This window comes from Streptomyces sp. NPDC091282 (genome assembly GCF_044757385.1).
Lineage (GTDB): Bacteria > Actinomycetota > Actinomycetes > Streptomycetales > Streptomycetaceae > Streptomyces > Streptomyces gramineus.
In genome coordinates this window covers 1-21,126 of record NZ_JBIVUX010000003.1, presented here as the reverse complement: position 1 = coordinate 21,126, position 21,126 = coordinate 1, and the positions used below count along the sequence as shown (strand labels likewise).

Here is a 21,126-nt window from a genome sequence, read left to right as displayed (position 1 = left end):
GCCGGAGCCTAGAGAGGTGGATGCCGTCTACACCGGTGATTCCGCGATGCGGACGGACGGCACCCCCTCGCCCGTTCGGGGCATCCGCGCGTCCCGTCCCGGCGTCCCACGGCCCGGGATCCGTGCAGGTCACGGACGTGGACCGGGTTCGGTCGTCCCGGATCGTCCGGCAGCTCTGGCGATCGGGGCGCCGCAGCCCACAGGCTGAGGGCACATCGAGATCGCGGCCCCCGCGGGCCGAGCCGGTCACGCCGATCGCGCCGAGCACGCCGACGACGTCAAGGGAGCCCTCGCATGTCCGCCAAGCACACCGCCCCGGCCGCCGGGCGCCGCCGTCTCCTGGCGGCCGCGGCCCTGGCGCTGGTCGCCGCGACCGCCCTGAGCGGCTGCCGGGACGGCGAGGGCGTACGCGACGAGGGTCCGTCCGCCGCCTCCCTGTCTCACCCCGCCGACGGCGACGACGCGGGCCGCCAGGCCTCGCCGCCCAGCGGGAACTCGTAGGCGGGCCGGCCGTTGTCGCCGCTCGTGCGGAACGGCCGTCCCTTGTCGTCGATCCGCAGCGTCCCGTGCCGCGACCCGCTGGACCAGGACAGCTCCAGGTACCAGTCGACCGAGTACGCGGAGGCGTCGGCCGTGATGTAGAACACCTCGGGGTCGGAGCCGCTGACCTTGAAGGGGAAGTCCCGGTGCCCCGCCTCCGGCACGACCGCGGGCCGCATCGCGTCCAGGGCGACGGTGAAGGAGCGGGTGGGCACGTTGCCGCCGCAGCCGACGCCCGGGTATCCCATCGCGTAGTCGTTCCAGGCGAGCGGTGAACTCCGCTGCGCCGTACGGACCGTGAGCCCTTCCAGCACCACGGTCTGCCGCCCGCTGCCCTGCACGGTGAGCGTGACGTACTGCTCGCCCGAGGAGACCGCCTGGTGCGCGGTCACCCACGCGGTCGCGTCGGTCTCCAGCGGCGGCGGTGCCACGTCGGCCGGGCCCCGGTTGATCAGGTAGTGCTGGGAGCAGGGGCTCTCCCAGCTGTAGGGGCGGGTGTCGACGGTGAGCGGGGGCGTGGCCGTGCCGCCGTCCGCGGGACGCGAGGAGCCGTCCGGGGCGGCGCCGTCGGCGGCCCCAGCGGCCGGGTCCGGCGACGCGGAGGACGCGGAGGATCCGGACGAGGACGGCGGAGCCGTGGACGAACCGGCCTTCGGCGGCGCCGAGTTGCCCGGTGTGTGGTGCGCAGCGGTCCCGCCGGCGGCCGTGGCACCGGTGTTCTTCGCGTCCGTCCCGCCCAAGGGCAGCTGGAGGGCCAGGGCGGCGGCGCCGAGCAGGGCGACGACCGTGATCCCGGCCAGCAGCGCGGGCCGCGGGATCCGCCGGCCGCGCCGTCCGGCCGCGGCCTCGGGCACCCGCACGGTGTCCGGGCCGGGCGCGGGCTCCGGATCCCGGACCGGCTCCGCCGCCGCCTCCGCGTCCGCCTTCGGTTCCGGCTTCGGTTCAGGTCCGGGTTCGGTGGCCGTACCGGCCGCCGCGGCCCGCTTCTCCGGTGCGTCCGCCTTGCGGCCCCGCTGCGCGTCCGCCAGCACCCACCGCCGGTGCAGCTCGACGAGTTCCTCCGGACCGGCCTTGCAGAGCCGGGCGAGACGTTCCACGGGGGCGTAGTCCGCCGGGACGGCGTCGCCGTTGCAGTAGCGGTGCAGGGTCGAGGTGCTCATGTGCAGCCGCTTCGCGAGCGTGCCGTAACTCAGTCCCGAGCGGTCCTTCAACTCCCGCAACAGCTCCGCGAAGTCGCTTCCCGCAGCGCCGTCCGACACGGTTCCTCCGTCCCCCGCATCCCGCTCCCCCGTTCCAGGGAAGGGATGTTCTCCCAGTTCAGAGCCGGTGCGACCGTTCCGGCGTCCCTGATCGTCCGGCAACTGTGGCGGACGGGACGGAGCGGCCCGCAGGCTGCTGCCATCCAAGCACGCCACCACTCGAAAGAGGATTCGACATGCGTACCGCCCGCCGTGTCCGTCTGCTCGCCGCCGCCGGCACCGCCGTCGCCGCCCTCGCCCTCACGGCCTGTCAGAACGGCACCGGCACCCGGGACGAGGGAGCGTCCCTGCCGCCGTCGGCCGCGACGGCCTCGACGGCCTCGACGCCCGCCCCCTCGGGGACGCCCGGCGGCGACACCGGCACCGGCACGGCCACGGGCGGCGGCGGGTCGTCCGCCGCGCCGGTGAGCGGCACGGCCACCAAGACGCCGAAGAGCAACGGCAACGGCGGCGGAAGCGGGGGCGGAAGCGGCTCCGCCGCCGTGCTCTGCAACGGCTCCAACACCGCCGTCACCGTCCAGCCGCTGTCCCGCCCGCTGAACCACATGCTGATCACGGTCCGGAACACCGGCACCAGGACGTGCCACCTGACCTACTACCCGGTGCTCCGCTTCGACGAGATGCAGTGGGTCCCGCGGCCCGCCGAGGAGACCCACCCGCAGGCGGTCACCACCCTGGCCCCGGGCGAGTCCGGGTACGCGGGCGTGCAGCTGTCCGCTGCCGACGGCAGCGGCGACGGCGGCACGACCGGCCGCAGACTGACCGTGGCCTTCCAGGGCACCACCCCGAACAGCGACGGCGGCGCGTCGGCGACACCGTCGCTGCCGGCGAAGGGGATGTACTACGACAGCTCGCTCCAGGTCACCTACTGGCAGCAGGACCGCGGCGACGCCCTCGACTGGTGAGCCGCGGCCCGCGGTCCCGCCGTCCGGGACTCAGCCGAGCATCCGGGCGGCCTCGACGGCCCAGTAGGTGAGGATGTTCCGGGCACCGGCGCGCCTGATGCCGGTCAGGGTCTCCAGGATGGCCCGGTCCCGGTCGATCCAGCCCTTCTCCGCGGCGGCCTCGACCATCGAGTACTCGCCGGAGATCTGGTAGGCGGCGACCGGCACGTCCACGGTGTCGGCGACCCGGGCGAGGATGTCGAGGTAGGGCCCGGCCGGCTTGACCATCACCATGTCGGCCCCCTCCTCCAGGTCCAGGGCCAGCTCCCGCAGGGACTCCCGCACGTTGGCCGGGTCCTGCTGGTAGGTCTTCCGGTCGCCCTGCAGGGAGGACCCGACGGCCTCCCGGAAGGGCCCGTAGAAGGCGGAGGCGTACTTGGCGGTGTAGGCGAGGACGGCGACGTCCTCCCGCCCGATCTGGTCGAGGGCGTCACGAACGACGCCGATCTGGCCGTCCATCATCCCGCTGGGCCCGACCACGTGGGCGCCCGCGTCGGCCTGCACCTGGGCCATCTCGGCGTACCGCTCCAGGGTGGCGTCGTTGTCGACGCGCCCTTCGGCGTCCAGGACACCGCAGTGCCCGTGGTCGGTGGTCTCGTCGAGGCAGAGGTCGGACATCACGAGCAGGTCGTCGCCGACCTCGGCCCGTACGTCCCGCAGGGCGACCTGGAGGATGCCGTCCGGGTCGGTGCCGGGCGTGCCGAGGGCGTCCTTCTTGCCCTCCTCCGGCACGCCGAACAGCATGATCCCGGAGATGCCCGCCTCGACGGCCTCCAGGGCCGCCTTCTTCAGGGTGTCCCGGGTGTGCTGGACGACGCCGGGCATGGCGGCGATCGGCACCGGTTCGGTGACGCCCTCGCGCACGAACGCCGGGAGGATGAAGTCCGCGGGATGCAGCCGGGTCTCGGCGACCATGCGCCGCATGACGGGGGTGGTCCGCAGCCGACGCGGCCGCGAGCCGGGGAAGGAGCCGTACTTCGTCATGCGCCCTACGCTACGCCCGTCACCGGGGCGCCCTTGCCGACGTGGCGTCGGGGAGCCCCGGGAACCACGAAGGGGTCCGAGGGGCACAGCCCCCCGGACCCCTCGCGGCTACCTCACGTGGTGGAGCGCCGGCGCCGGGCTCCCGGCCGCCGCTCGCTCGGCCGCGTCACCGGGTCCCCGGCCTCCAGCGCGGCGGCGCGCCGCCGCAGGCCGAACTCCGCCAGCGCCTCCGCGAGCTTGCCCGCCGACGGCTCGGGCGCCATCACGTCCACCCGCAGCCCGTGCTCCTCGGCCGTCTTGGCCGTGGCCGGGCCGATGCAGGCGATGACGGTCACGTTGTGCGGCTTGCCGGCGATGCCGACGAGGTTCCGCACGGTGGACGACGACGTGAAGAGCACCGCGTCGAAGCCGCCGCCCTTGATCGCCTCGCGGGTGTCGGCCGGCGGCGGCGACGCGCGCACGGTCCGGTAGGCCGTGACGTCGTCGACCTCCCAGCCCAGCTCGATCAGCCCGGCGACCAGCGTCTCCGTGGCGATGTCGGCACGCGGCAGGAACACCCGGTCGATCGGGTCGAAGACCGGGTCGTAGGGCGGCCAGTCCTCCAGGAGACCGGCGGCGGACTGCTCGCCGCTCGGCACCAGGTCCGGCTTCACGCCGAAGGCGACCAGCGCCTTCGCGGTCTGCTCGCCGACCGCCGCGACCTTGATGCCCGCGAAGGCGCGCGCGTCGAGGCCGTACTCCTCGAACTTCTCCCGGACGGCCTTGACCGCGTTCACCGAGGTGAAGGCGATCCACTCGTACCGGCCGGTGACCAGGCCCTTGACCGCGCGCTCCATCTGCTGGGGCGTGCGCGGCGGTTCGACGGCGATCGTCGGCACCTCGTGCGGCACGGCGCCGTACGAGCGCAGCTGGTCGGAGAGGGTCGCCGCCTGCTCCTTCGTGCGCGGTACGAGCACCTTCCAGCCGAACAGCGGCTTGGACTCGAACCACGACAGCTGGTCGCGCTGGGCGGCGGCGGACCGCTCACCGACCACGGCTATCACGGGCCGGCCGCCCTCCGGGGAGGGCAGCACCTTGGCCTGCTTCAGGGTCTGGGCGACCGTGCCGAGGGTGGCGGTCCAGGTCCGCTGCCGGGTGGTGGTACCGGCGACGGTGACCGTCATCGGGGTGTCCGGCTTGCGGCCGGCGGCGACCAGCTCCCCGGCGGCCGCGGCCACCGAGTCGAGGGTCGTCGAGACCACGACCGTGCCGTCGGAGGCACCGACCTCGGTCCAGCACCGGTCGGAGGCGGTACGGGCGTCCACGAAACGCACGTCCGCGCCCTGCGCGTCCCGCAGCGGCACACCGGCGTACGCCGGCACCCCGACCGCGGCCGCGACACCGGGCACCACCTCGAAGGGCACACCGGCGGCGACGCAGGCGAGCATTTCCTCGGTCGCGTACGTATCAAGTCCCGGGTCCCCGGACACCGCACGGACGACCCGCCTGCCGCCCCGTGCGGCCTCCATGACAAGATGAGCCGCATCCCGCGCGGGCGGGAGCGCAGCGGTTGTTGACGCTCCGTCAACAACCGTGAGTTGAGGCGTGCCTGTGCCCTGATACGGGTCCGACGAGGAACCCGGATTCATCGGCACGACGGAGACGCCCTGCCTGGCGTGGGCCCTGATCACGTCGAGCACCTCGTGCTCGGCGACCAGAACGTCCGCGCTGGACAGTGCCTCCACGGCACGCAAGGTCAGCAGTCCCGGATCCCCGGGTCCGGCACCCAGGAAGGTGACGTGCCCGTGTTCAAGGCCGGCGGGAAGGTTGGTGGGGCTCACTGTGCTCGCTCCCCCATCAGACCGGCCGCGCCCTGGGCAAGCATCTCGGTGGCGAGTTCGCGACCGAGCGCCGTCGCCTGGTCGTTTGTCTCGGGCACGGGACCGGTGGTGGACAACTGCACCATCCGCGAGCCGTCGGTCGTGCCGACGACGCCGCGCAGGCGCATTTCCTTGACAATCTGCCCGTCGGCCAGAAGGTCGGCCAGCGCGCCCACAGGGGCGGAGCAGCCGGCCTCCAGGGCGGCGAGCAGTGACCGCTCGGCGGTCGCGGCGGCCCGGGTGAACGGGTCGTCGAGTTCCCCGAGCGCGGCGATCAGCGACGCGTTGTCCGCGGCGCATTCGACCGCCAGTGCCCCCTGGCCGGGGGCGGGCAGAACCGTGTCGACCGACAGGAAGTCGGTCACCTCGTCGAGCCGGCCTATGCGGCTGAGTCCGGCCGCGGCCAGCACGACGGCATCCAGCTCGCCGTCGTGCACGTATCCGATCCGGGTGTCGACGTTGCCCCGGATCGGCACGGTCTCGATGTCGAGCCCGTGGCTGCGCGCGTACGCGTTCAGCTGCGCCATGCGGCGCGGCGAACCGGTACCGATGCGCGCGCCGCGCGGCAGGTCGGTGAGCTTCAGCGCGTCCCGGGCGACGATCACGTCACGCGGGTCCTCGCGTACCGGTACGGCGGCCAGGACCAGGTCCTCGGGCTGCGTGGTCGGGAGGTCCTTGAGCGAGTGAACGGCGAAGTCGACCTCACCGCGCGCCAGCGCGTCCCGCAGGGCGGTCACGAAGACGCCCGTGCCGCCGATCTGCGCGAGGTGCTCGCGGGAGGTGTCGCCGTAGGTGGTGATCTCGACGAGCTCGACGGTCCGTCCGGTCACCCGGCTCACGGCTTCCGCCACTTGCCCGGACTGGGCCATGGCGAGTCTGGATCGCCTGGTCCCCAGTCGCAGTGGGTTGTCACTCATTCCGGTCGGTCCTTCTTGTCTGTGCTGTCCACGGCCCGGGAGACGGAGGCGACCGTCTCGGGGTCGAGGTCGAACAGGGTCCGCAGCGCGTCCGCGTACCCGGCGCCGCCGGGCTCCGCGGCCAGTTGCTTGACCCGTACCGTCGGCGCGTGCAGGAGCTTGTCGACGACCCGGTGCACGGCCTGGCGGATCTCGCCGCGCTGCCGTTCGTCCAGGTCGGGCAGGCGCCCGTCGAGCCGTGCGATCTCGCCGGCCATCACGTCGGCGGCCATGGTGCGCAGCGCGACCACGGTCGGCGTGATGTGCGCGGCCCGCTGCGCCGCCCCGAAGGCGGCCACCTCGTCGGCGACGATCCGCCGCACCTGGTCCACGTCGGCCGCCATGGGGGCGTCCGCGGACGCCTCCGCGAGCGACTCGATGTCCACCAGCCGGACCCCGGCGAGCCGGTGCGCGGCCGCGTCGATGTCGCGGGGCATGGCGAGGTCGAGCAGGAAGAGTTCGGGCGCGGGCCGCACGAGGCCGGCGACCGGCTCGGGCCTGCGCAGCTCGGGGATGCGTCCGACCCGGGCGGCGGTCGCGGCGAGCGCGTCGATCAGCTCCGCGTCGGCCTCGGGCGTACGGCGCCCGGCCTCGCGGATGTCGACGGTGCCGTTGTCCACCCAGGCCGCGTGCTGCTCCAGCTCGGCGGCGCCCATCCCGGCGACGGCGGCCTCGCCCATGACGGAGAAACCGCTCTGCTCGGCGGTGAGGTCGAGCGGGCAGTTCTCGTCGTTGCCGACGGTGCCGGCGGCGGGCTTCGGGGTGCCGTGCGCGGGCCGGTCGTCCGAGATCTCGGCGACCGGTGCGCCGGTCCGGCCCTCGACGGCGGCGGCGATCGCGTCGGCCGTCAGCACCAGCCCGGTCGCACCCGTGCACGAGACGGCGATGTCGGCACGTGTCAGCTCGACCGGCACCGAGTCCATCGGTACCGCGCGGGCCACCACGTCCGTGTCGTCGCTCTCGTTCAGGATCTGCGCCAGGCGCGCGGCCCGGTCGTACGTCCGGTTCGCCACGACGATCTCGGCGACACCGGCCCTGGCCAGCGTGGCGGCGGCCAGCGAGGACATCGACCCGGCGCCGATGACCAGCGCCTTCCGGCCCTTGGCCCAGGTGTCGACGTCGGTGCCGGCGGCGAGCTGCGCCAGGCCGAAGGTGACCAGGGACTGCCCGGCCCGGTCGATCCCGGTCTCGGAGTGGGCCCGCTTGCCGACCCGCAGCCCCTGCTGGAAGAGGTCGTTCATCAGCCGGCCGGCGCTGTGCAGGTCCTGCGCCAGGGCCAGCGAGTCCTTGAGCTGCCCGAGGATCTGGCCCTCGCCGACGACCATCGAGTCCAGCCCGCAGGCCACCGAGAACAGGTGGTGGACGGCCCGGTCCTCGTAGTGCACGTAGAGATGAGGAGTGAGTTCGTCCAGGCCGACCCCGCTGTGCTGGGCGAGCAGCGTGGACAGCTCGGCGACCCCGGCGTGGAACTTGTCCACGTCGGCGTAGAGCTCGATGCGGTTGCAGGTGGCGAGGACCGCGGCCTCACCGGCCGGTTCGGCGGCGACCGTGTCCTGGACCAGCTTGACCTGGGCGTCCGTGGTGAGCGCGGCCCGTTCCAGGACGCTCACCGGGGCGCTGCGGTGGCTCAGCCCGACGACGAGGAGACTCATGCCGGCATCACGGCGGGTACGTCCCCGTCGGGTCCCTGCTCGGTGGACTCCTGGTGGGCGGCGGGGGCCGGGGCGGCCGTCGCCTCGTGCTCCTCGCCGGCCTTGCGCTGCTCGTGGAAGGCGAGGATCTGCAGCTCGATGGAGAGGTCGACCTTGCGCACGTCGACGCCGTCCGGGACGGTCAGCACGGTCGGCGCGAAGTTGAGGATGGAGGTGACCCCGGCGGCCACGAGCCGGTCGCAGACCTGCTGGGCGGCACCCGCGGGCGTGGCGATGACCCCGATCGACACACCGTTGTCGCTGATGATCTTCTCGAGGTCGTCGGTGTGCTGCACCGGGATGCCCGCGACGGGCTTTCCGGCCATCGCCGGGTCCGCGTCGATGAGGGCCGCGACCCGGAAGCCGCGGGAGGCGAAGCCGCCGTAGTTGGCCAGGGCCGCGCCGAGGTTGCCGATACCGACGATCACGACCGGCCAGTCCTGGGTCAGGCCCAGTTCGCGGGAGATCTGGTAGACGAGATACTCGACGTCGTAGCCGACACCGCGCGTTCCGTACGAGCCCAGGTAGGAGAAGTCCTTGCGCAGCTTCGCGGAGTTGACCCCCGCGGCGGCCGCCAGTTCCTCGGAGGAGACCGTGGGGACCGAGCGCTCCGACAGTGCGGTCAGCGCCCGGAGGTACAGCGGAAGCCTGGCGACGGTGGCCTCGGGGATCCCTCGGCTGCGGGTCGCCGGTCGGTGAGTTCGGCCAGTTGCCACGGTGCTCCTGCGGGTAGAGCGGGGCTGCGGACGGTCACACGTTCCCAGACCGCCCCGTCCACAGCAGGCTATGTCTTTGTGAACGCGTGCACAAAGATGGTGTCCGATTTGCCCGGCCAACGTGACCGGGGTCACGCACCCCCGGCGCGGTCGCGGGGAACCGGCGTACAGGCGCTCGCGCTCCATCTCAGACGGGGGCAAAACAGTACACACTCCTCACTCATCCCGCCCCCGAGACCAAGCCGCCGTCGATCCTAGGCGACTTTCCGGCCCGTTTGGACTAGTCGGTCAGTGCCTTGCGGAGGCGCTCTTCGTTCACACGCCAGAAGGTGTGCTGTTCACCGTCGACGAGTACGACCGGAATCTGCTCCCAGTACAGGTCGTGCAGATGCGAATCCCCGGTGATGTCCCTCTCCTCCCAGGGCACCCCCAGCTCGCCGCACACCTTCTCGACCACGACCTGTGCGTCATCGCACAAATGACAACCCGGCTTACGGATCAGAGTGACCAAACGCGCACGAGACGCAGGTGCCTTGCGGCCGAAGAGAGGACTCATGCGGTCCATTCTCCCGCCCTGCCACGCCCTGCTCGCCGCCTTGTTTAACGGACCGGTCGCAGAGAGTTCACACCCGCCCAACTCCCGCGACCCCGGGACCACCGAACAAACTGGCTATGCTCACGACATGGCCGCTCTCGGATGGCTCACTCCCCGTAGACGCTCCGCCACGGCGCGGAGCGTGTTGGCAGGCGAGGCCTCGGCGGAGGCAGCCCGCAAGAGCCAGGAAGCCCTCCTGGCAGACGACGCTGCGTCCGCCGTCCCCAAGGACGACGCCGCCGAACCGGACTTCCCGGTGCTCGGCGACACCAAGGCCGCCGCGTTCTTCGACCTCGACAACACGGTCATGCAGGGCGCCGCGATCTTCCACTTCGGCCGGGGCCTGTACAAGCGGAAGTTCTTCGAGACCAGGGACCTGGCCAAGTTCGCCTGGCAGCAGGCGTGGTTCCGGCTGGCCGGCGTCGAGGACCCGCAGCACATCCAGGACGCGCGGGACTCCGCCCTGTCCATCGTCAAGGGCCACCGGGTCGCCGAGCTGCAGACCATCGGCGAGGAGATCTACGACGAGTACATGGCCGAGCGGATCTGGCCCGGCACCCGCGCCCTCGCCCAGGCCCACCTGGACGCGGGCCAGAAGGTGTGGCTCGTCACGGCGGCGCCGGTGGAGATCGCCGGCGTGATCGCCCGGCGCCTGGGCCTGACCGGAGCGCTCGGCACGGTCGCCGAGTCGGTCGGCGGCATCTACACCGGCAAGCTGGTCGGCGAGCCCCTGCACGGCCCGGCGAAGGCCGAGGCGGTGCGCGCCCTCGCCGCCGCCGAGGGCCTGGACCTGTCCCGCTGCGCGGCCTACAGCGACTCCCACAACGACATCCCGATGCTGTCCCTGGTCGGGCACCCGTACGCCATCAACCCGGACACCAAGCTGCGCAAGCACGCCCGCGAGATGGACTGGCGGCTGCGCGACTACCGCACCGGCCGCAAGGCGGCGAAGGTGGGCATCCCGGCCGCGGCCGGAGTCGGAGCGGTGGCCGGCGGCACGGCCGCGGCGATCGCGCTGAGCCGACGGCGCCGGTAGCGCGCAGCGGGCACCGCACCACCACGGGACCACGGCCGCGGCCCGGCCGCGCGTGACCTGCGATCCCTCGCGCGGATCCACCCCCGAGCCCCCGGCCGGGGGCACCCCGGCGATCCCCGACACGCGTCCCAAACCTCGCGCGCCCGAATTATCGCGGCGCCTTCCCAACACGCCCTCGACTCCGCCTCAACACGCATCTTTCTGATCAACAAGCGATCACGCTGCGACACTTGAACCACCCCAAATCGGTTACAGAAGCGACGCAATCGATGATTTGAGCAACTCGGTGTAGCAGTGCCTGCACGAAGCGTTATTCTCCTCAGACGCAAACCGGTACCCCTCCGTCGCTACGACGGGTGAAAGGTTCCGTACTGCACGTGATGGAAGCTCTGCCTCTGGGAGTCCCGTGTACCCACACGTCGGGGTTGACGCCTCGGGCCTGGCTACGCTGCGCGCAACTGTCGCAACGGTCAAAGAGACGCTGCGCGGCCTTGTCCCGACCGCGTACGCCGTCCCCGCCCTCGCCACCACCGCACCGATCGGTCCGTGTTACGCGCTGGCCGACGGCAGCGCGGCCGTGGGCAGACGCGGCCGTGCCACCGGCACCGCCGCGACCACCGCCCGCCGTCCGGCCGCGGACAGCGACAGCGCCCGCATGATGGACCTCGTGGAGCGCGCCCAGGCCGGCGAGTCCGACGCGTTCGGACGCCTCTACGACCAGTACAGCGACACCGTGTACCGCTACATCTACTACCGGGTGGGCGGCAAGGCGACCGCCGAGGACCTCACCAGTGAGACGTTCCTGCGCGCCCTCAGAAGGATCGGCACCTTCACCTGGCAGGGCCGCGACTTCGGCGCCTGGCTGGTCACCATCGCCCGCAACCTGGTCGCCGACCACTTCAAGTCGAGCCGCTTCCGGCTGGAGGTGACCACCGGCGAGATGCTCGACGCCAACGAGGTCGAGCGCTCCCCTGAGGACTCCGTCCTGGAGTCCCTGTCGAACGCGGCCCTGCTGGACGCCGTACGGCGGCTCAACCCCCAGCAGCAGGAGTGCGTGACGCTCCGCTTCCTCCAGGGCCTCTCGGTCGCCGAGACCGCCCGGGTGATGGGCAAGAACGAGGGGGCCATCAAGACCCTCCAGTACCGGGCCGTGCGCACCCTCGCCCGGCTCCTCCCCGAGGACGCGCGCTGAGCCGGGCACGCTCGGCTACGGTCAACTCACGCTCGGTGAAGGCCTGTTGTCTTTCTCAGCCGATCGTCGGACGTCCGTAACCCAAGTGCCGAGCCGCTCGTTGTGCGGGATACAGGCTCCCTGTGGTCACGTCCAGCAAGACCCTGATCACACGATCGTGTGGTTCGGTCGAGGGCGTGCAACCCTCAGGACCCCCTGGGGAGTCGACCGTCATGACGAGAGGAGGTGCCGCCAGTGATCGCGAACGTATCGGCACACCGGCGGGCGAACGCCTTCGCCCAGGCCCTGGAGGAGCAGCCCGACCGGGACCCGGCGGCCGAGCGGCCCGAGGGACCGGCGGGCGATCCGCCGGAGACCGCGGATCGGGCCGAACGGACCGAGCAGGGCGAGCTGTTGGCCCTGGCGACCGAGCTTGCCACGCTGCCCAGGCCAGTGCTCGACCCCGAGGTCAAGGTCGTCCAACGGGCCCAGCTGGTGGCCGCGATGGAGGCCATGCTGGCGGAGGGCACCCTGGGCGGGGCGGCGGACACGTCGGTACCCGAGCAGCGCTCCCACCGGTCCAAGGGCGCACACCGGGCCGGCCCGCTGGGCAAACTACGACCGCGTTCCCGGCTCACCAAGGGGCTGGCCGCGGGCGGCCTGAGCGTCGGCGTGGCCGCCGGAGCCTTCGGCGGGGTCGCCGCCGCGAGCTCCGAGGCCCTGCCCGGCGACTCGCTCTACGGCCTCAAGCGCGGCATCGAGGACTTCAAGCTCAACTACCTGTCCGACGGTGACGACCAGCGCGGTCAGACCTACCTCGACCAGGCCTCGACCCGGTTGATGGAGGCCCGCCGGCTGATGGAGCGGGACCGCGGCGGCCACCTCGACCACGAGTCCATCGGCGAGATCCGTCGCACCCTGTCCGGGATGCAGCACGACGTCACCGAGGGCCACCGGCTGCTGCACGAGGCCTACGAGCGCGATCCGCACTCACTGGGCCCCATGCAGGCGCTGTCCGCCTTCGCCAGGTCCCACCGCGAGGCCTGGGGCGCGCTGCGCGAAAGGCTCCCGGTCCAGCTCGGAGACGTCAGCCAGCAGGTGTCGTCGGTCTTCGACGCCATAGACCAAGAGGTCGCCCCGCTCCAGTCCCGGCTCCCCCAGCCCTCCCAGAACACCGGTGACGGCACCGGCAGGCAGGGCGGCGGCACGGCGTCCACCGGATCCTCCGGCAGCCACCGGTCGACGGCTCCGTCGTCCTCGGGCAGCTCGGGCTCGGGCCACGAGTCCGGCACCGGCAGCCCCAGCGGCTCGGCCTCCGGCAGCGCCGGCGACGACCTGATCGGCGGCACCACGGGCGGCCTCCTGGACCCGCCGAAGACCGGGAGTTCGGGCGGCGGCAGCGCGTCCCCGTCCAAGTCCCCGTCCAGCGGACCTGACGTCACGCTGCCCCCGCTCCTCCCCGGCCTGCTCCCGGGCCTGGGCATCGACAGCGAGGACGCCAACGGCTGACCGCGCGGCCCCGCGCCCCTCAGGGGCGCGGGGCTGTCTTCCGACATGCCGTCAGAAGAACACCGACCGCCGCTGCACCAGCAGCTTGTACAGCGTGTGCTGGATCTGCTCCCGCACCTGATCGGTCAGGTTGAACATCAGCATCGGGTCCTCGGCCGCCTCCGGCGGATAGCCGTCCGTGGGGATCGGCTCACCGAACTGGATCGTCCACTTCGTCGGCAGCGGCACCGCACCGAGCGGCCCGAGCCACGGGAACGTCGGCGTCAGCGGGAAGTACGGGATCCCCAGCACCCGGGCCAGCGTCTTCGCGTTGCCGAGCATCGGGTAGATCTCCTCGGCCCCCACGATCGAGCAGGGAATGATCGGCACCCCCTGCCGCAGCGCGGTGGACACGAACCCGCCCCGCCCGAACCGCTGGAGCTTGTACCGCTCGCTGAACGGCTTCCCGATGCCCTTGAACCCCTCCGGCATCACCCCGACCAGCTCGCCCTGCTCCAGCAGCCGCTCGGCGTCCTCCGCGCACGCGAGGGTGTGGCCGAGCTTGCGCGCCAGCTCGTTCACGACCGGCAGCACGAAGACCAGATCGGCCGCCAGCAGCCTGAGGTGACGATTCGCCTGATGATGGTCGTGCACGGCGACCTGCATCATCAGGCCGTCCATCGGCAGCGTCCCGGAGTGGTTGGCGACGATCAGCGCACCGCCCTCGGCCGGGATGTTCTCCATGCCCTTCACCTCGACGCGGAAGTACTTCTCGTACACCGGCCGGAGCATCGACATCAGGACCTGGTCGGTCAGCTCCTCGTCGTACCCGAAGTCGTCGACCTCGTAGTCCCCGGTGAGCCGGCGGCGCAGGAACGCCAGACCGCGTGCGACGCGCTGCTCCAGGCCGGCGTCGTCGTGCGGCGTCGTCACGTCCGTCTCAGCGCTCTCCCGGTTCACGTGCACATCTTCCTGCGCGGGGATCCGCCCGGCGAGAGGCTGGACCTCGCGCACCGCGCCGGACTCGCGCACCGCCGCCTGCTCGCCGCCGCCCTTGTGCCGGTTCCCCGGACCCCGGCGCCGGGCCGGCCGCTGCACGGCAGCCCCGCGGGACCGGTCGTCGTCGAACGGAATGACCTTGGCGTCCGCCATCGTGTTGCGCTCCTCAGTTGGCGCTCTGCGTCGGTGTCTTCCCGCCGCTCAGGACGGGCAGGGCGGCGACCCGGTCGACGGCGGCGGCCACCGCCTGCGGCGGCAGCAGCCCCGTGGCCTGGGCGCGCACGAAGTCCGCGAACGTCTCCGCCGTCGTGTACTTCGGCTGGAATCCGAGCGTCTCGCGCATCTGCCCGGTGGCGACCACCCGGCCGTGCGTGAGCAGCCGGATCTGCTCGGGCGAGAAGTCGCTCATGCCGAGCGTCCGTACCAGGGACCCGGCCCAGGTGACCGCCGGCAGCAGCAGCGGCACGGTGGGCCGGCCCAGCCGCCGCGAACACTGCGAGAGCAACAGCACACCGTCGCCCGCGATGTTGAAGGTGCCGCTGTTCAGCGTTCCCCGCGCCGGCTCCCGCGAGGCGATCCGCAGGACCTCGATCACGTCGTCCTCGTGCACGAACTGCAGCCGCGGGTCGTACCCGAGGACGGTGGGGAGCACGGGCAGGGAGAAGTACGAGGCGAGCGGGGTGTCGGCGGTCGGCCCGAGGATGTTGGCGAACCGCAGCACGCACACCGCCACGTCGGGCCGCCTGCGGGCGAACCCCCGCACGTACCCCTCGACCTCCACCGTGTCCTTGGCGAACCCTCCGCTCGGCAGGGACTTCGGCGGGGTCGTCTCGGTGAAGACCGCGGGATCCTTCGGCGCGGACCCGTACACGTTGGTACTGGACTTGATCACCAGCCGCTTGACGTGCGGCGACTTCTGGCAGGCGCCGAGCAGCTGCATGGTCCCGATGACGTTCGTCTCTTTGACGGTGGCCCGGCTCCCGCTGCCGAGCGGCGTGCCGGTCACGTCCATGTGGACGATGGTGTCGGCGCCGCTCTCGGCGAGGATGCGCGCGATGGTCGGCTGCCGGATGTCGGTCCGGATGAAGTCGGCGCCGCCGAGATGGTGCTCGGGCTGGACCGCGTCCACGGCGACGACCCGCTCCACTTCGGGGTCACGCTGGATCCGTCGTACGAATCGGCCTCCGAGCTGACGGGCCACTCCGGTCACGAGCACGACCTTCGCCAAGATCAGCGCCTTTCTTCCGTGTTCCCGTATGCGGGCCAACTTAGCGGGTTGACGTCGCCCAGGCATGACCCCCAGCGGGCCGGGGTGAGCCGTAGCGGCCGGAAAATGCGTGTGGCCCCCCACCGTACTGGTGGGGGGCCACAGACAAGCTCTCGCGGCTCGGCGCCGTAATTACTTCTTGTTACGGCGCTGAACGCGCGTGCGCTTGAGCAGCTTGCGGTGCTTCTTCTTGGCCATCCGCTTGCGCCGCTTCTTGATAACAGAGCCCACGACTACCCTCGCTCACTTCTCATCACTCGGTGCTGGGCGCCATGGGCCCATACGACCTACGAGGGGCTAGCCTACCCGCCCGAGCGCTGAGGTCGTAATCGAGGTGCTCCGGGACGATTCCCGGAACGGCCGTCAGGCGGTCTCCACCCCCACATAGCTCTCGCGAAGGTACTCGTGTACCGCTTGTTCGGGGACGCGGAAGGACCGCCCCACCCGGATCGCGGGCAGATGACCGCTGTGCACCAGCCGGTACACGGTCATCTTCGACACTCGCATCACCGCGGCGACCTCTGCCACGGTAAGGAACACGACCTCGTTGAGAGGCCTCTCGCCAGCTGCCATGACACACCTGAACCTTCCGCACTCGACGGGCCACCGGCTTCCCCTTCCGGTGACTCTTCGTCGTTGCGTGCTCACTCCCCAATGTAGGGGCGGGTGATGCGAGTGGGGAAGAGGTGCACCCATCGGCGGCCTACTGTGACAGACACGCTCGATTGAGTACGTAGCGGGTGAGCGGCGTGTAGTAATCGGACCGCACGCCGTCATCAACCGGAACGGCGACGGACACGACCCCCTCGGCCTCACCCACGAAGAGCGCAGGGTCATCCGTATCCGCCAGACCAATGGCCTCAAACCCGAGCTGACCAGCACCGCAGACCCACCCGTGGTCCCCCACCACCAGCTCGGGCAGCGGCCCGCCGCCGCCCGCCGCCGCATCCAGGGCCAGCCGAACCGGCAGGGGTGAGTGCGTGTGGGCACCCGGCGCACAACCGGGGCGTTCACCTCCCGATTCCCGCACCAACCCGACACCTTGTACGTAATCGAGGCTGCACGTGCGTAGACCGAACCGGGTCGTTATGTCGACACAGCGACCCTGCGCGGGGGTGAGAACCTCACATCCCGCCGCCGACATCGCGTGCGCGAGACCGGCGTAGAAGCCGATCAGCCGGTGCGGGTGGCCGGTCCCGAACAGCACGGGCGCCCGCCGCCGGGCGACGTCCCGCACCCGGGCCGCGAAGGCATCCAGCGCGGCCACCGTCAGTTCGGGATCGATCACATCATGCCCTGAAACGCATCGGGGATCGTCCGAAACCCCACACTTGCCCGCCATCAAGCGAACCAAATCCCGCTCGGTCCAGGCCCCTTGCGGGTCAATACCGATCAACACCCGAGGATCCCGGGCCGCGAACAACCGATAGCGCCCAAGACTCCGCTCCCGCGCGGAAGCCACCACCCCCGCCAGCCCCACGGCCACCAGGTAATCGCGAAGCGCAGCACCACTCGACACCTCAGAGATGGTGACGGACCAGGCCCCGGAAGACTCCGGGAACGGGCGAACGCCCCACGGTTGGCCTAACGGCCGCCCCGCCCCGTGCCACCGCCCGAGGACGTCCCTACGCCAGCAGCCCGCGGAGCGGGAAAACGGCCCGCCGGGTGGCCAGCACCGCCTGGTCCAGGCGGTCGGCGGGGTCGTACCCCGCCTCCCACTCGGCCCAGCCCACCGGCCAGCGCCCGTCCGTCATCCGCCCCGGCCCCAGCTGCCGGGTCCTGGCGTACACCTCCTGCCGCCACACCTCGGGGACCAGCGTCTCCGGAGCGATCTCCCGGCCCGCGGCGATCGCCACCAGATGCGTCCAGGACCGCGGTACGACGTCCACCACCTCGTAGCCTCCGCCGCCGAGCGCGACCCACTTCCCGCCGGCGTACTCGTGCGCCAGCTCGTGGCAGGCCACCTGCACGGCCCGCTGCGCGTCCAGGGAGACGGCGAGATGCGCCAGCGGGTCCTCGAAATGCGTGTCGGCGCCGTGCTGGGTCACCAGCACCTGCGGCCGGAAGTCCGCGAGCAGCTCCGGCACCACCGCGTGGAACGCCCGCAGCCACCCCGCGTCCCCGGTGCCCGCAGGCAGCGCCACGTTCACCGCGGCACCCTCCCCGGCGCCCGCACCGACCTCCTGCGGCCAGCCGGTCCCCGGGAACAGCGTGGCGGGATGCTCGTGCAGCGAGATCGTCAGAACCCGCGGGTCCTCCCAGAACGCGGCCTGCACCCCGTCCCCGTGGTGCACGTCGACGTCCACGTAGGCGACCCGCTCCGCCCCCAGTTCGAGCAGCCGGGCGATGGCGAGCGAGGCGTCGTTGTACACGCAGAACCCGGAGGCCGCCCCCGGCATCGCGTGGTGCAGCCCGCCCGCGAAGTTCACCGCGTGGTCGGCGTCCCCGCGCCACACCGCCTCGGCCGCCCCCACCGACTGCCCGGCGATCAGCGCGGACACCTCGTGCATCCCGGCGAACGCCGGGTCGTCCAGGGTCCCGAGCCCGTACGACGCGTCGGCCGCCGCGGGATCCGCCGAAGCCGCCCTGACCGCCTCGACGTAGTCCTCCCGGTGCACCAGCCGCAGCGTCGACTCCCCGGCCGGCTTGGCCGCGACGACCTTCACCGCCCGGTCGAGCTCGAACGCGTCGACCAGTTTCCGGGTCAGCGCCAGCCGGACCGGATCCATCGGATGGTCCGGGCCGAAGTCATAGCCCGTTACTGCCTCGTCCCACATCAGCTGTGCGCGGCCGCTCATGCCCGCCACCGTATCGGTCCGTCCGCACCGCGAACGAACGGGCGTACACCAACGTCACCAGCACCAACACCATCGGCACCAGCATCGCCCCGCGGTAGCTCCACGCGTCGCCGAGCGCACCCACCAGCGGCGAACCGACGAGGAAGCCGACGTAGTTGAAGATGTTCAGCCGCGCGATGGCCGCGTCCGAGGCCCCCGGGAACAGCCGGCCCGCCGCCGCGAAGGTCTGCGGCACCAGCACGCACAACCCGAGCCCCAGCAGCGTGAACCCGGCCATCCCGACCCACGCCCCGGACGCCCCCGCCACCACCGCGAACCCGGCCGCCGCCACCAGCGCCCCCAGCCGTACGACCGCCGCGGCCCCGAACCGCCGCACCCCGAAGTCCCCGATGGCCCGCCCGACCAGCGTGGTCACCATGTACACGTTGTACGGCACGGTGGCCAGCTGCTCACTGCTGCCGAGCACGTCCTTCAGGTACTTCGCGCTCCAGTTGGAGACGGTCGAGTCACCGATGTACGCGAACGTCATCACCAGGCACAGCGGCAGCAGCAGCTTGAACACCACACCGCCGCCCGCGCCCGCCGCGTCCGTGGCGTCCTCCGGCGGCGCCGGCTCGCTGTCCACGTACCACCGGCTCCCCACCAGCGCGGCCGGCAGCAGCACCGCCACCACCGGCAGGTACGACACCCACAGCGCCAGATGCCAGTGCGCGCCCACCCACGCCAGCGACGCCCCCAGGATCCCGCCCAGGCTGTAGGCCGCGTGGAAGCTGAGCATGATGCTCCGCCCGTACGTCCGCTGCAGACTCACCCCGAGCATGTTCATCGAGGCGTCCAGCGCCCCGACCGCCAGGCCGAACGCGGCCAGCGCCACCGCCAGCTCGGCCACGTGTCCGCCGGCCCCGACCCCGAGCAGCGCCAGCATCACCACCGGCTGGGACCAGCGCAGCAGCCTGCTGGGCCGCACGCGCTTCACCAGCTGCTCGGTGGTGACGCTGCCGACACCGGCCAGGATCGGCACGGCCGCGAGAAAGACCGGCAGCAGCGCGTCGGAGACGCCGTACCGGTCCTGGATGGCGGGGATGCGCGTCACGAGCAGCGCAAAGGTGGCACCCTGCGTGAAGAAGCTGAACGCCAGCGAGGCCCTACCGCGCCGCAGCACATCTGTCATGGCGGCGAGCGTAGGGCCCCGGCGTACTCGTGGGTAGATCCAGCCAAAGATGAATTTCCTTCAGCTTTACTTCGGTGTCGCTCAGACGGCGACCGCGAGCCGCCGCTCCCGCTCGGCGTCCTGGCGCCGCACCTCGTCGGTGACCAGGTGGGCCATCGGCTCGGCCGCCGCCCCGCCGCAGACCACCATCCCGAGGGTGATCGCCGCGACCAGGAGGAGCGAGCCGAGCCAGACCATGGTGTCCACGGGGACGGTGTAGGCGCCGACGACCCGCACGACGCACTCCGCCAGCAGCACCACGCCCCAGATCACCGAGAACAGCCGCTCCTTGCGCAGGAACTCGGCCGACCCCGACGCGCCTCCGGCGGCCAGCCGCTCCCAGGCCGCTTCCCTGGCCGCGTCGCCCTTGACCAGGAAGGGCTTGAGGCCGGCCGTCATCATCGGCCGCCCCATCGCCACCGACACCAGGATCCCGATGCCGATGGTGCTGCTGACCGCGCCGTCCTTGGCGAGCATCAGCCGCGGGTCACCGGCGACGAAGCTGAGCGCGAGCCCGACCACGTTCACGACCAGGATGAGCGCAGCGAGCCCGTTGACCCGGCGTTCCTTCGCCACGCCCCAGACCGTGCGCACGGCCGGCACCACGCTGCTCCAGGCGAGCGCCGCGAAGGTGCTCATCCCGAAGGCCCCCTTGAAGAAGTAGTACGACCCGAGGGGTACCGCCACATCCACGATCAGCGGCCGGAGGTTCTCCAGCATGCCGGCCTGCTGCTTGCTCTGGGACCCGGTGTTCGTCGTCTTCGTCATGCCCTCAGCTTCGCGTCCGGACGGGATCCGCCAGTAGAAACGAACGTCCGGAGCTCGGCATGACAATTGTCAGCGCCGCCGCGATGTCTGCGGTCATTCCAGCAGGTCGGCCAACTGCCCCGGGTCGCTGAAGAGTTGGGTGGCACCGCGCAGGCGGTCGGCCGGTGTCATGGCGGTGAAGCCGTACACGTCCATCCCGGCCGCGACGGCGGCCTGAACGCCCAGCGGGCTGTCCTCGACGACGGCACACCGCTCCGGCGCGACGCCCATCCGCTCGGCCGCGTAGAGGAAGAGGTCCGGCGCGGGCTTGCCCCGGCCCACGTCCTGCGAACTGAACACCCGTGACGCGTCGAACCAGCGGTCAAGACCGGTGGCGCGGTGTCCCACCCGGATCCGCTCATGACTCCCGGACGAGGCGACGCAGTACGGCACTCCGTCCGCCGTCAGCTGCTCCAGGACCTCCGCGACGCCGGCGACGGGCTTCAACTCCCTTTCGAAGGCGGCGAACACCCGCGCGTGAAAGACGTCGTCGAAGTCGTCGGGCAGCCGCTGCCCGGTGCGCGCCTCGACGAGGTCGTGAACGCGGTGCATCGCGGATCCCATGTAGTCCCGTATGGAGTCCTCGTAGGACGTCGGATGCCCCAGCTCGGTCAGATAGGCGGCGAGCAGCCGGTTCGAGATCGGCTCGCTGTCCACGAGGACGCCGTCGTTGTCGAAGATGACCAGGTCGTAGCGCATGACATCGAGCATAAATGCAGAAAGGCCCACACCATACGGTGTGGGCCTTTCCCAATATTTGTTCGGCGGTGTCCTACTCTCCCACAGGGTCCCCCCTGCAGTACCAT

Annotated in this window: 21 protein-coding genes; 5 read left to right on the top strand and 16 right to left on the bottom strand. The window is 71.7% G+C overall.

What is annotated here, in order from left to right; all coding sequences use genetic code 11:
* Nucleotides 1-294: 294 nt before the first annotated feature.
* Entirely contained in the window at nt 295-501 is a 207-nt protein-coding gene (locus ACIQOE_RS13820) for a hypothetical protein (protein ID WP_351934992.1), read from the top strand.
* On the opposite strand, the gene ACIQOE_RS13815 is transcribed toward ACIQOE_RS13820, so the two are convergent.
* Nucleotides 441-1,799 carry a helix-turn-helix domain-containing protein gene (locus ACIQOE_RS13815; protein ID WP_401411611.1) on the bottom strand — a complete coding sequence of 453 codons (1,359 nt, stop codon included), beginning with the start codon at nt 1,797-1,799 and terminating at the stop codon, nt 441-443. The two genes, ACIQOE_RS13820 and ACIQOE_RS13815, sit on opposite strands and share 61 nt — an antisense overlap.
* A 176-nt stretch (nt 1,800-1,975) precedes the next feature.
* Here ACIQOE_RS13815 and ACIQOE_RS13810 point away from each other — a divergent pair, with 176 nt between their 5' ends.
* A complete protein-coding gene (locus ACIQOE_RS13810) occupies nt 1,976-2,704 on the top strand; it encodes a DUF4232 domain-containing protein (RefSeq protein ID WP_401411609.1) in 729 nt (242 codons plus the stop codon).
* A gap of 30 nt (nt 2,705-2,734) precedes the next feature.
* On the opposite strand, the gene hemB is transcribed toward ACIQOE_RS13810, so the two are convergent.
* The 6 genes from hemB to ACIQOE_RS13780 form a co-directional block, all read right to left on the bottom strand.
* Nucleotides 2,735-3,727 carry a porphobilinogen synthase gene (gene hemB / locus ACIQOE_RS13805; protein ID WP_362175391.1) on the bottom strand — a complete coding sequence of 331 codons (993 nt, stop codon included), beginning with the start codon at nt 3,725-3,727 and terminating at the stop codon, nt 2,735-2,737.
* 113 nt (nt 3,728-3,840) lie between these two features.
* Nucleotides 3,841-5,547 carry a uroporphyrinogen-III synthase gene (locus tag ACIQOE_RS13800; protein WP_351328034.1) on the bottom strand — a complete coding sequence of 569 codons (1,707 nt, stop codon included), beginning with the start codon at nt 5,545-5,547 and terminating at the stop codon, nt 3,841-3,843.
* Nucleotides 5,544-6,503, bottom strand: a complete 960-nt coding sequence (gene hemC / locus ACIQOE_RS13795; protein ID WP_401411606.1) for a hydroxymethylbilane synthase — start codon at nt 6,501-6,503, stop codon at nt 5,544-5,546. The genes ACIQOE_RS13800 and hemC overlap by 4 nt, the downstream gene beginning before the upstream one ends.
* Nucleotides 6,500-8,194 carry a glutamyl-tRNA reductase gene (locus ACIQOE_RS13790; RefSeq protein WP_365555101.1) on the bottom strand — a complete coding sequence of 565 codons (1,695 nt, stop codon included), beginning with the start codon at nt 8,192-8,194 and terminating at the stop codon, nt 6,500-6,502. The genes hemC and ACIQOE_RS13790 overlap by 4 nt, the downstream gene beginning before the upstream one ends.
* Complete coding sequence (locus ACIQOE_RS13785) at nt 8,191-8,949, bottom strand: redox-sensing transcriptional repressor Rex (RefSeq protein WP_351328040.1); 759 nt, start codon at nt 8,947-8,949, stop codon at nt 8,191-8,193. The genes ACIQOE_RS13790 and ACIQOE_RS13785 overlap by 4 nt, the downstream gene beginning before the upstream one ends.
* Nucleotides 8,950-9,229: 280 nt before the next feature.
* Nucleotides 9,230-9,514 carry a glutaredoxin family protein gene (locus ACIQOE_RS13780; protein ID WP_351328042.1) on the bottom strand — a complete coding sequence of 95 codons (285 nt, stop codon included), beginning with the start codon at nt 9,512-9,514 and terminating at the stop codon, nt 9,230-9,232.
* A 118-nt stretch (nt 9,515-9,632) separates the two neighbouring features.
* On the opposite strand from ACIQOE_RS13780, the gene ACIQOE_RS13775 reads away from it, so the two are divergent.
* The 3 genes from ACIQOE_RS13775 to ACIQOE_RS13765 all read left to right on the top strand — a co-directional run bounded on the left by ACIQOE_RS13775 (nt 9,633) and on the right by ACIQOE_RS13765 (nt 13,260).
* Nucleotides 9,633-10,580, top strand: coding sequence for an HAD-IB family hydrolase (locus tag ACIQOE_RS13775; protein WP_362647663.1), 948 nt, complete (start codon nt 9,633-9,635; stop codon nt 10,578-10,580).
* A gap of 406 nt (nt 10,581-10,986) precedes the next feature.
* The gene (locus tag ACIQOE_RS13770) at nt 10,987-11,772 is read left to right on the top strand and encodes an ECF subfamily RNA polymerase sigma factor, BldN family (protein ID WP_351328047.1); all 786 of its coding nucleotides are present in this window, start codon (nt 10,987-10,989) and stop codon (nt 11,770-11,772) included.
* 234 nt (nt 11,773-12,006) lie between these two features.
* Nucleotides 12,007-13,260, top strand: coding sequence for a DUF5667 domain-containing protein (locus ACIQOE_RS13765; protein ID WP_401411602.1), 1,254 nt, complete (start codon nt 12,007-12,009; stop codon nt 13,258-13,260).
* A 51-nt stretch (nt 13,261-13,311) separates the two neighbouring features.
* Here the strand turns inward: ACIQOE_RS13765 and ACIQOE_RS13760 are convergent, their stop codons facing one another.
* The 9 genes from ACIQOE_RS13760 to ACIQOE_RS13720 form a co-directional block, all read right to left on the bottom strand.
* Nucleotides 13,312-14,391 carry a lysophospholipid acyltransferase family protein gene (locus ACIQOE_RS13760; protein WP_351328051.1) on the bottom strand — a complete coding sequence of 360 codons (1,080 nt, stop codon included), beginning with the start codon at nt 14,389-14,391 and terminating at the stop codon, nt 13,312-13,314.
* 13 nt (nt 14,392-14,404) lie between these two features.
* Entirely contained in the window at nt 14,405-15,466 is a 1,062-nt protein-coding gene (locus ACIQOE_RS13755; RefSeq protein WP_351328053.1) for an NAD-dependent epimerase/dehydratase family protein, read from the bottom strand.
* 171 nt (nt 15,467-15,637) lie between these two features.
* Nucleotides 15,638-15,736, bottom strand: a complete 99-nt coding sequence (locus ACIQOE_RS13750; RefSeq protein ID WP_003948845.1) for a 30S ribosomal protein bS22 — start codon at nt 15,734-15,736, stop codon at nt 15,638-15,640.
* Between the two features lie 132 nt (nt 15,737-15,868).
* The gene (locus ACIQOE_RS13745; protein ID WP_067299677.1) at nt 15,869-16,078 is read right to left on the bottom strand and encodes a helix-turn-helix domain-containing protein; all 210 of its coding nucleotides are present in this window, start codon (nt 16,076-16,078) and stop codon (nt 15,869-15,871) included.
* A gap of 130 nt (nt 16,079-16,208) precedes the next feature.
* Entirely contained in the window at nt 16,209-17,024 is an 816-nt protein-coding gene (locus ACIQOE_RS13740; RefSeq protein WP_351328055.1) for a phosphatase, read from the bottom strand.
* Nucleotides 17,025-17,130: 106 nt separating this feature from the next.
* Entirely contained in the window at nt 17,131-18,303 is a 1,173-nt protein-coding gene (locus tag ACIQOE_RS13735; protein WP_351328057.1) for an acetoin utilization protein AcuC, read from the bottom strand.
* Complete coding sequence (locus ACIQOE_RS13730) at nt 18,254-19,474, bottom strand: MFS transporter (protein ID WP_399013478.1); 1,221 nt, start codon at nt 19,472-19,474, stop codon at nt 18,254-18,256. The genes ACIQOE_RS13735 and ACIQOE_RS13730 overlap by 50 nt, the downstream gene beginning before the upstream one ends.
* Before the next feature lie 81 nt (nt 19,475-19,555).
* Nucleotides 19,556-20,281 (bottom strand): VC0807 family protein, encoded by a 726-nt coding sequence (locus ACIQOE_RS13725; RefSeq protein ID WP_401411598.1) that lies wholly within the window; start codon nt 20,279-20,281, stop codon nt 19,556-19,558.
* A gap of 93 nt (nt 20,282-20,374) precedes the next feature.
* Nucleotides 20,375-21,019, bottom strand: coding sequence for an HAD family hydrolase (locus ACIQOE_RS13720; RefSeq protein WP_351328063.1), 645 nt, complete (start codon nt 21,017-21,019; stop codon nt 20,375-20,377).
* Nucleotides 21,020-21,126 lie beyond the last annotated feature (107 nt).

Bases quoted from the DNA above. Each gene is read 5' to 3' on its own strand.
- ACIQOE_RS13820 (WP_351934992.1), top strand. From the start codon at position 295: ATGTCCGCCAAGCACACCGCCCCGGCCGCCGGGCGCCGCCGTCTCCTG.
- ACIQOE_RS13810 (WP_401411609.1), top strand. From the start codon at position 1,976: ATGCGTACCGCCCGCCGTGTCCGTCTGCTCGCCGCCGCCGGCACCGCC.
- hemB (WP_362175391.1), bottom strand. From the start codon at position 3,727: ATGACGAAGTACGGCTCCTTCCCCGGCTCGCGGCCGCGTCGGCTGCGG.
- hemC (WP_401411606.1), bottom strand. From the start codon at position 6,503: ATGAGTGACAACCCACTGCGACTGGGGACCAGGCGATCCAGACTCGCC.
- ACIQOE_RS13790 (WP_365555101.1), bottom strand. From the start codon at position 8,194: ATGAGTCTCCTCGTCGTCGGGCTGAGCCACCGCAGCGCCCCGGTGAGC.
- ACIQOE_RS13780 (WP_351328042.1), bottom strand. From the start codon at position 9,514: ATGGACCGCATGAGTCCTCTCTTCGGCCGCAAGGCACCTGCGTCTCGT.
- ACIQOE_RS13775 (WP_362647663.1), top strand. From the start codon at position 9,633: ATGGCCGCTCTCGGATGGCTCACTCCCCGTAGACGCTCCGCCACGGCG.
- ACIQOE_RS13760 (WP_351328051.1), bottom strand. From the start codon at position 14,391: ATGGCGGACGCCAAGGTCATTCCGTTCGACGACGACCGGTCCCGCGGG.
- ACIQOE_RS13745 (WP_067299677.1), bottom strand. From the start codon at position 16,078: ATGGCAGCTGGCGAGAGGCCTCTCAACGAGGTCGTGTTCCTTACCGTG.
- ACIQOE_RS13735 (WP_351328057.1), bottom strand. From the start codon at position 18,303: ATGAGCGGCCGCGCACAGCTGATGTGGGACGAGGCAGTAACGGGCTAT.
- ACIQOE_RS13730 (WP_399013478.1), bottom strand. From the start codon at position 19,474: ATGACAGATGTGCTGCGGCGCGGTAGGGCCTCGCTGGCGTTCAGCTTC.
- ACIQOE_RS13725 (WP_401411598.1), bottom strand. From the start codon at position 20,281: ATGACGAAGACGACGAACACCGGGTCCCAGAGCAAGCAGCAGGCCGGC.
- ACIQOE_RS13720 (WP_351328063.1), bottom strand. From the start codon at position 21,019: ATGCGCTACGACCTGGTCATCTTCGACAACGACGGCGTCCTCGTGGAC.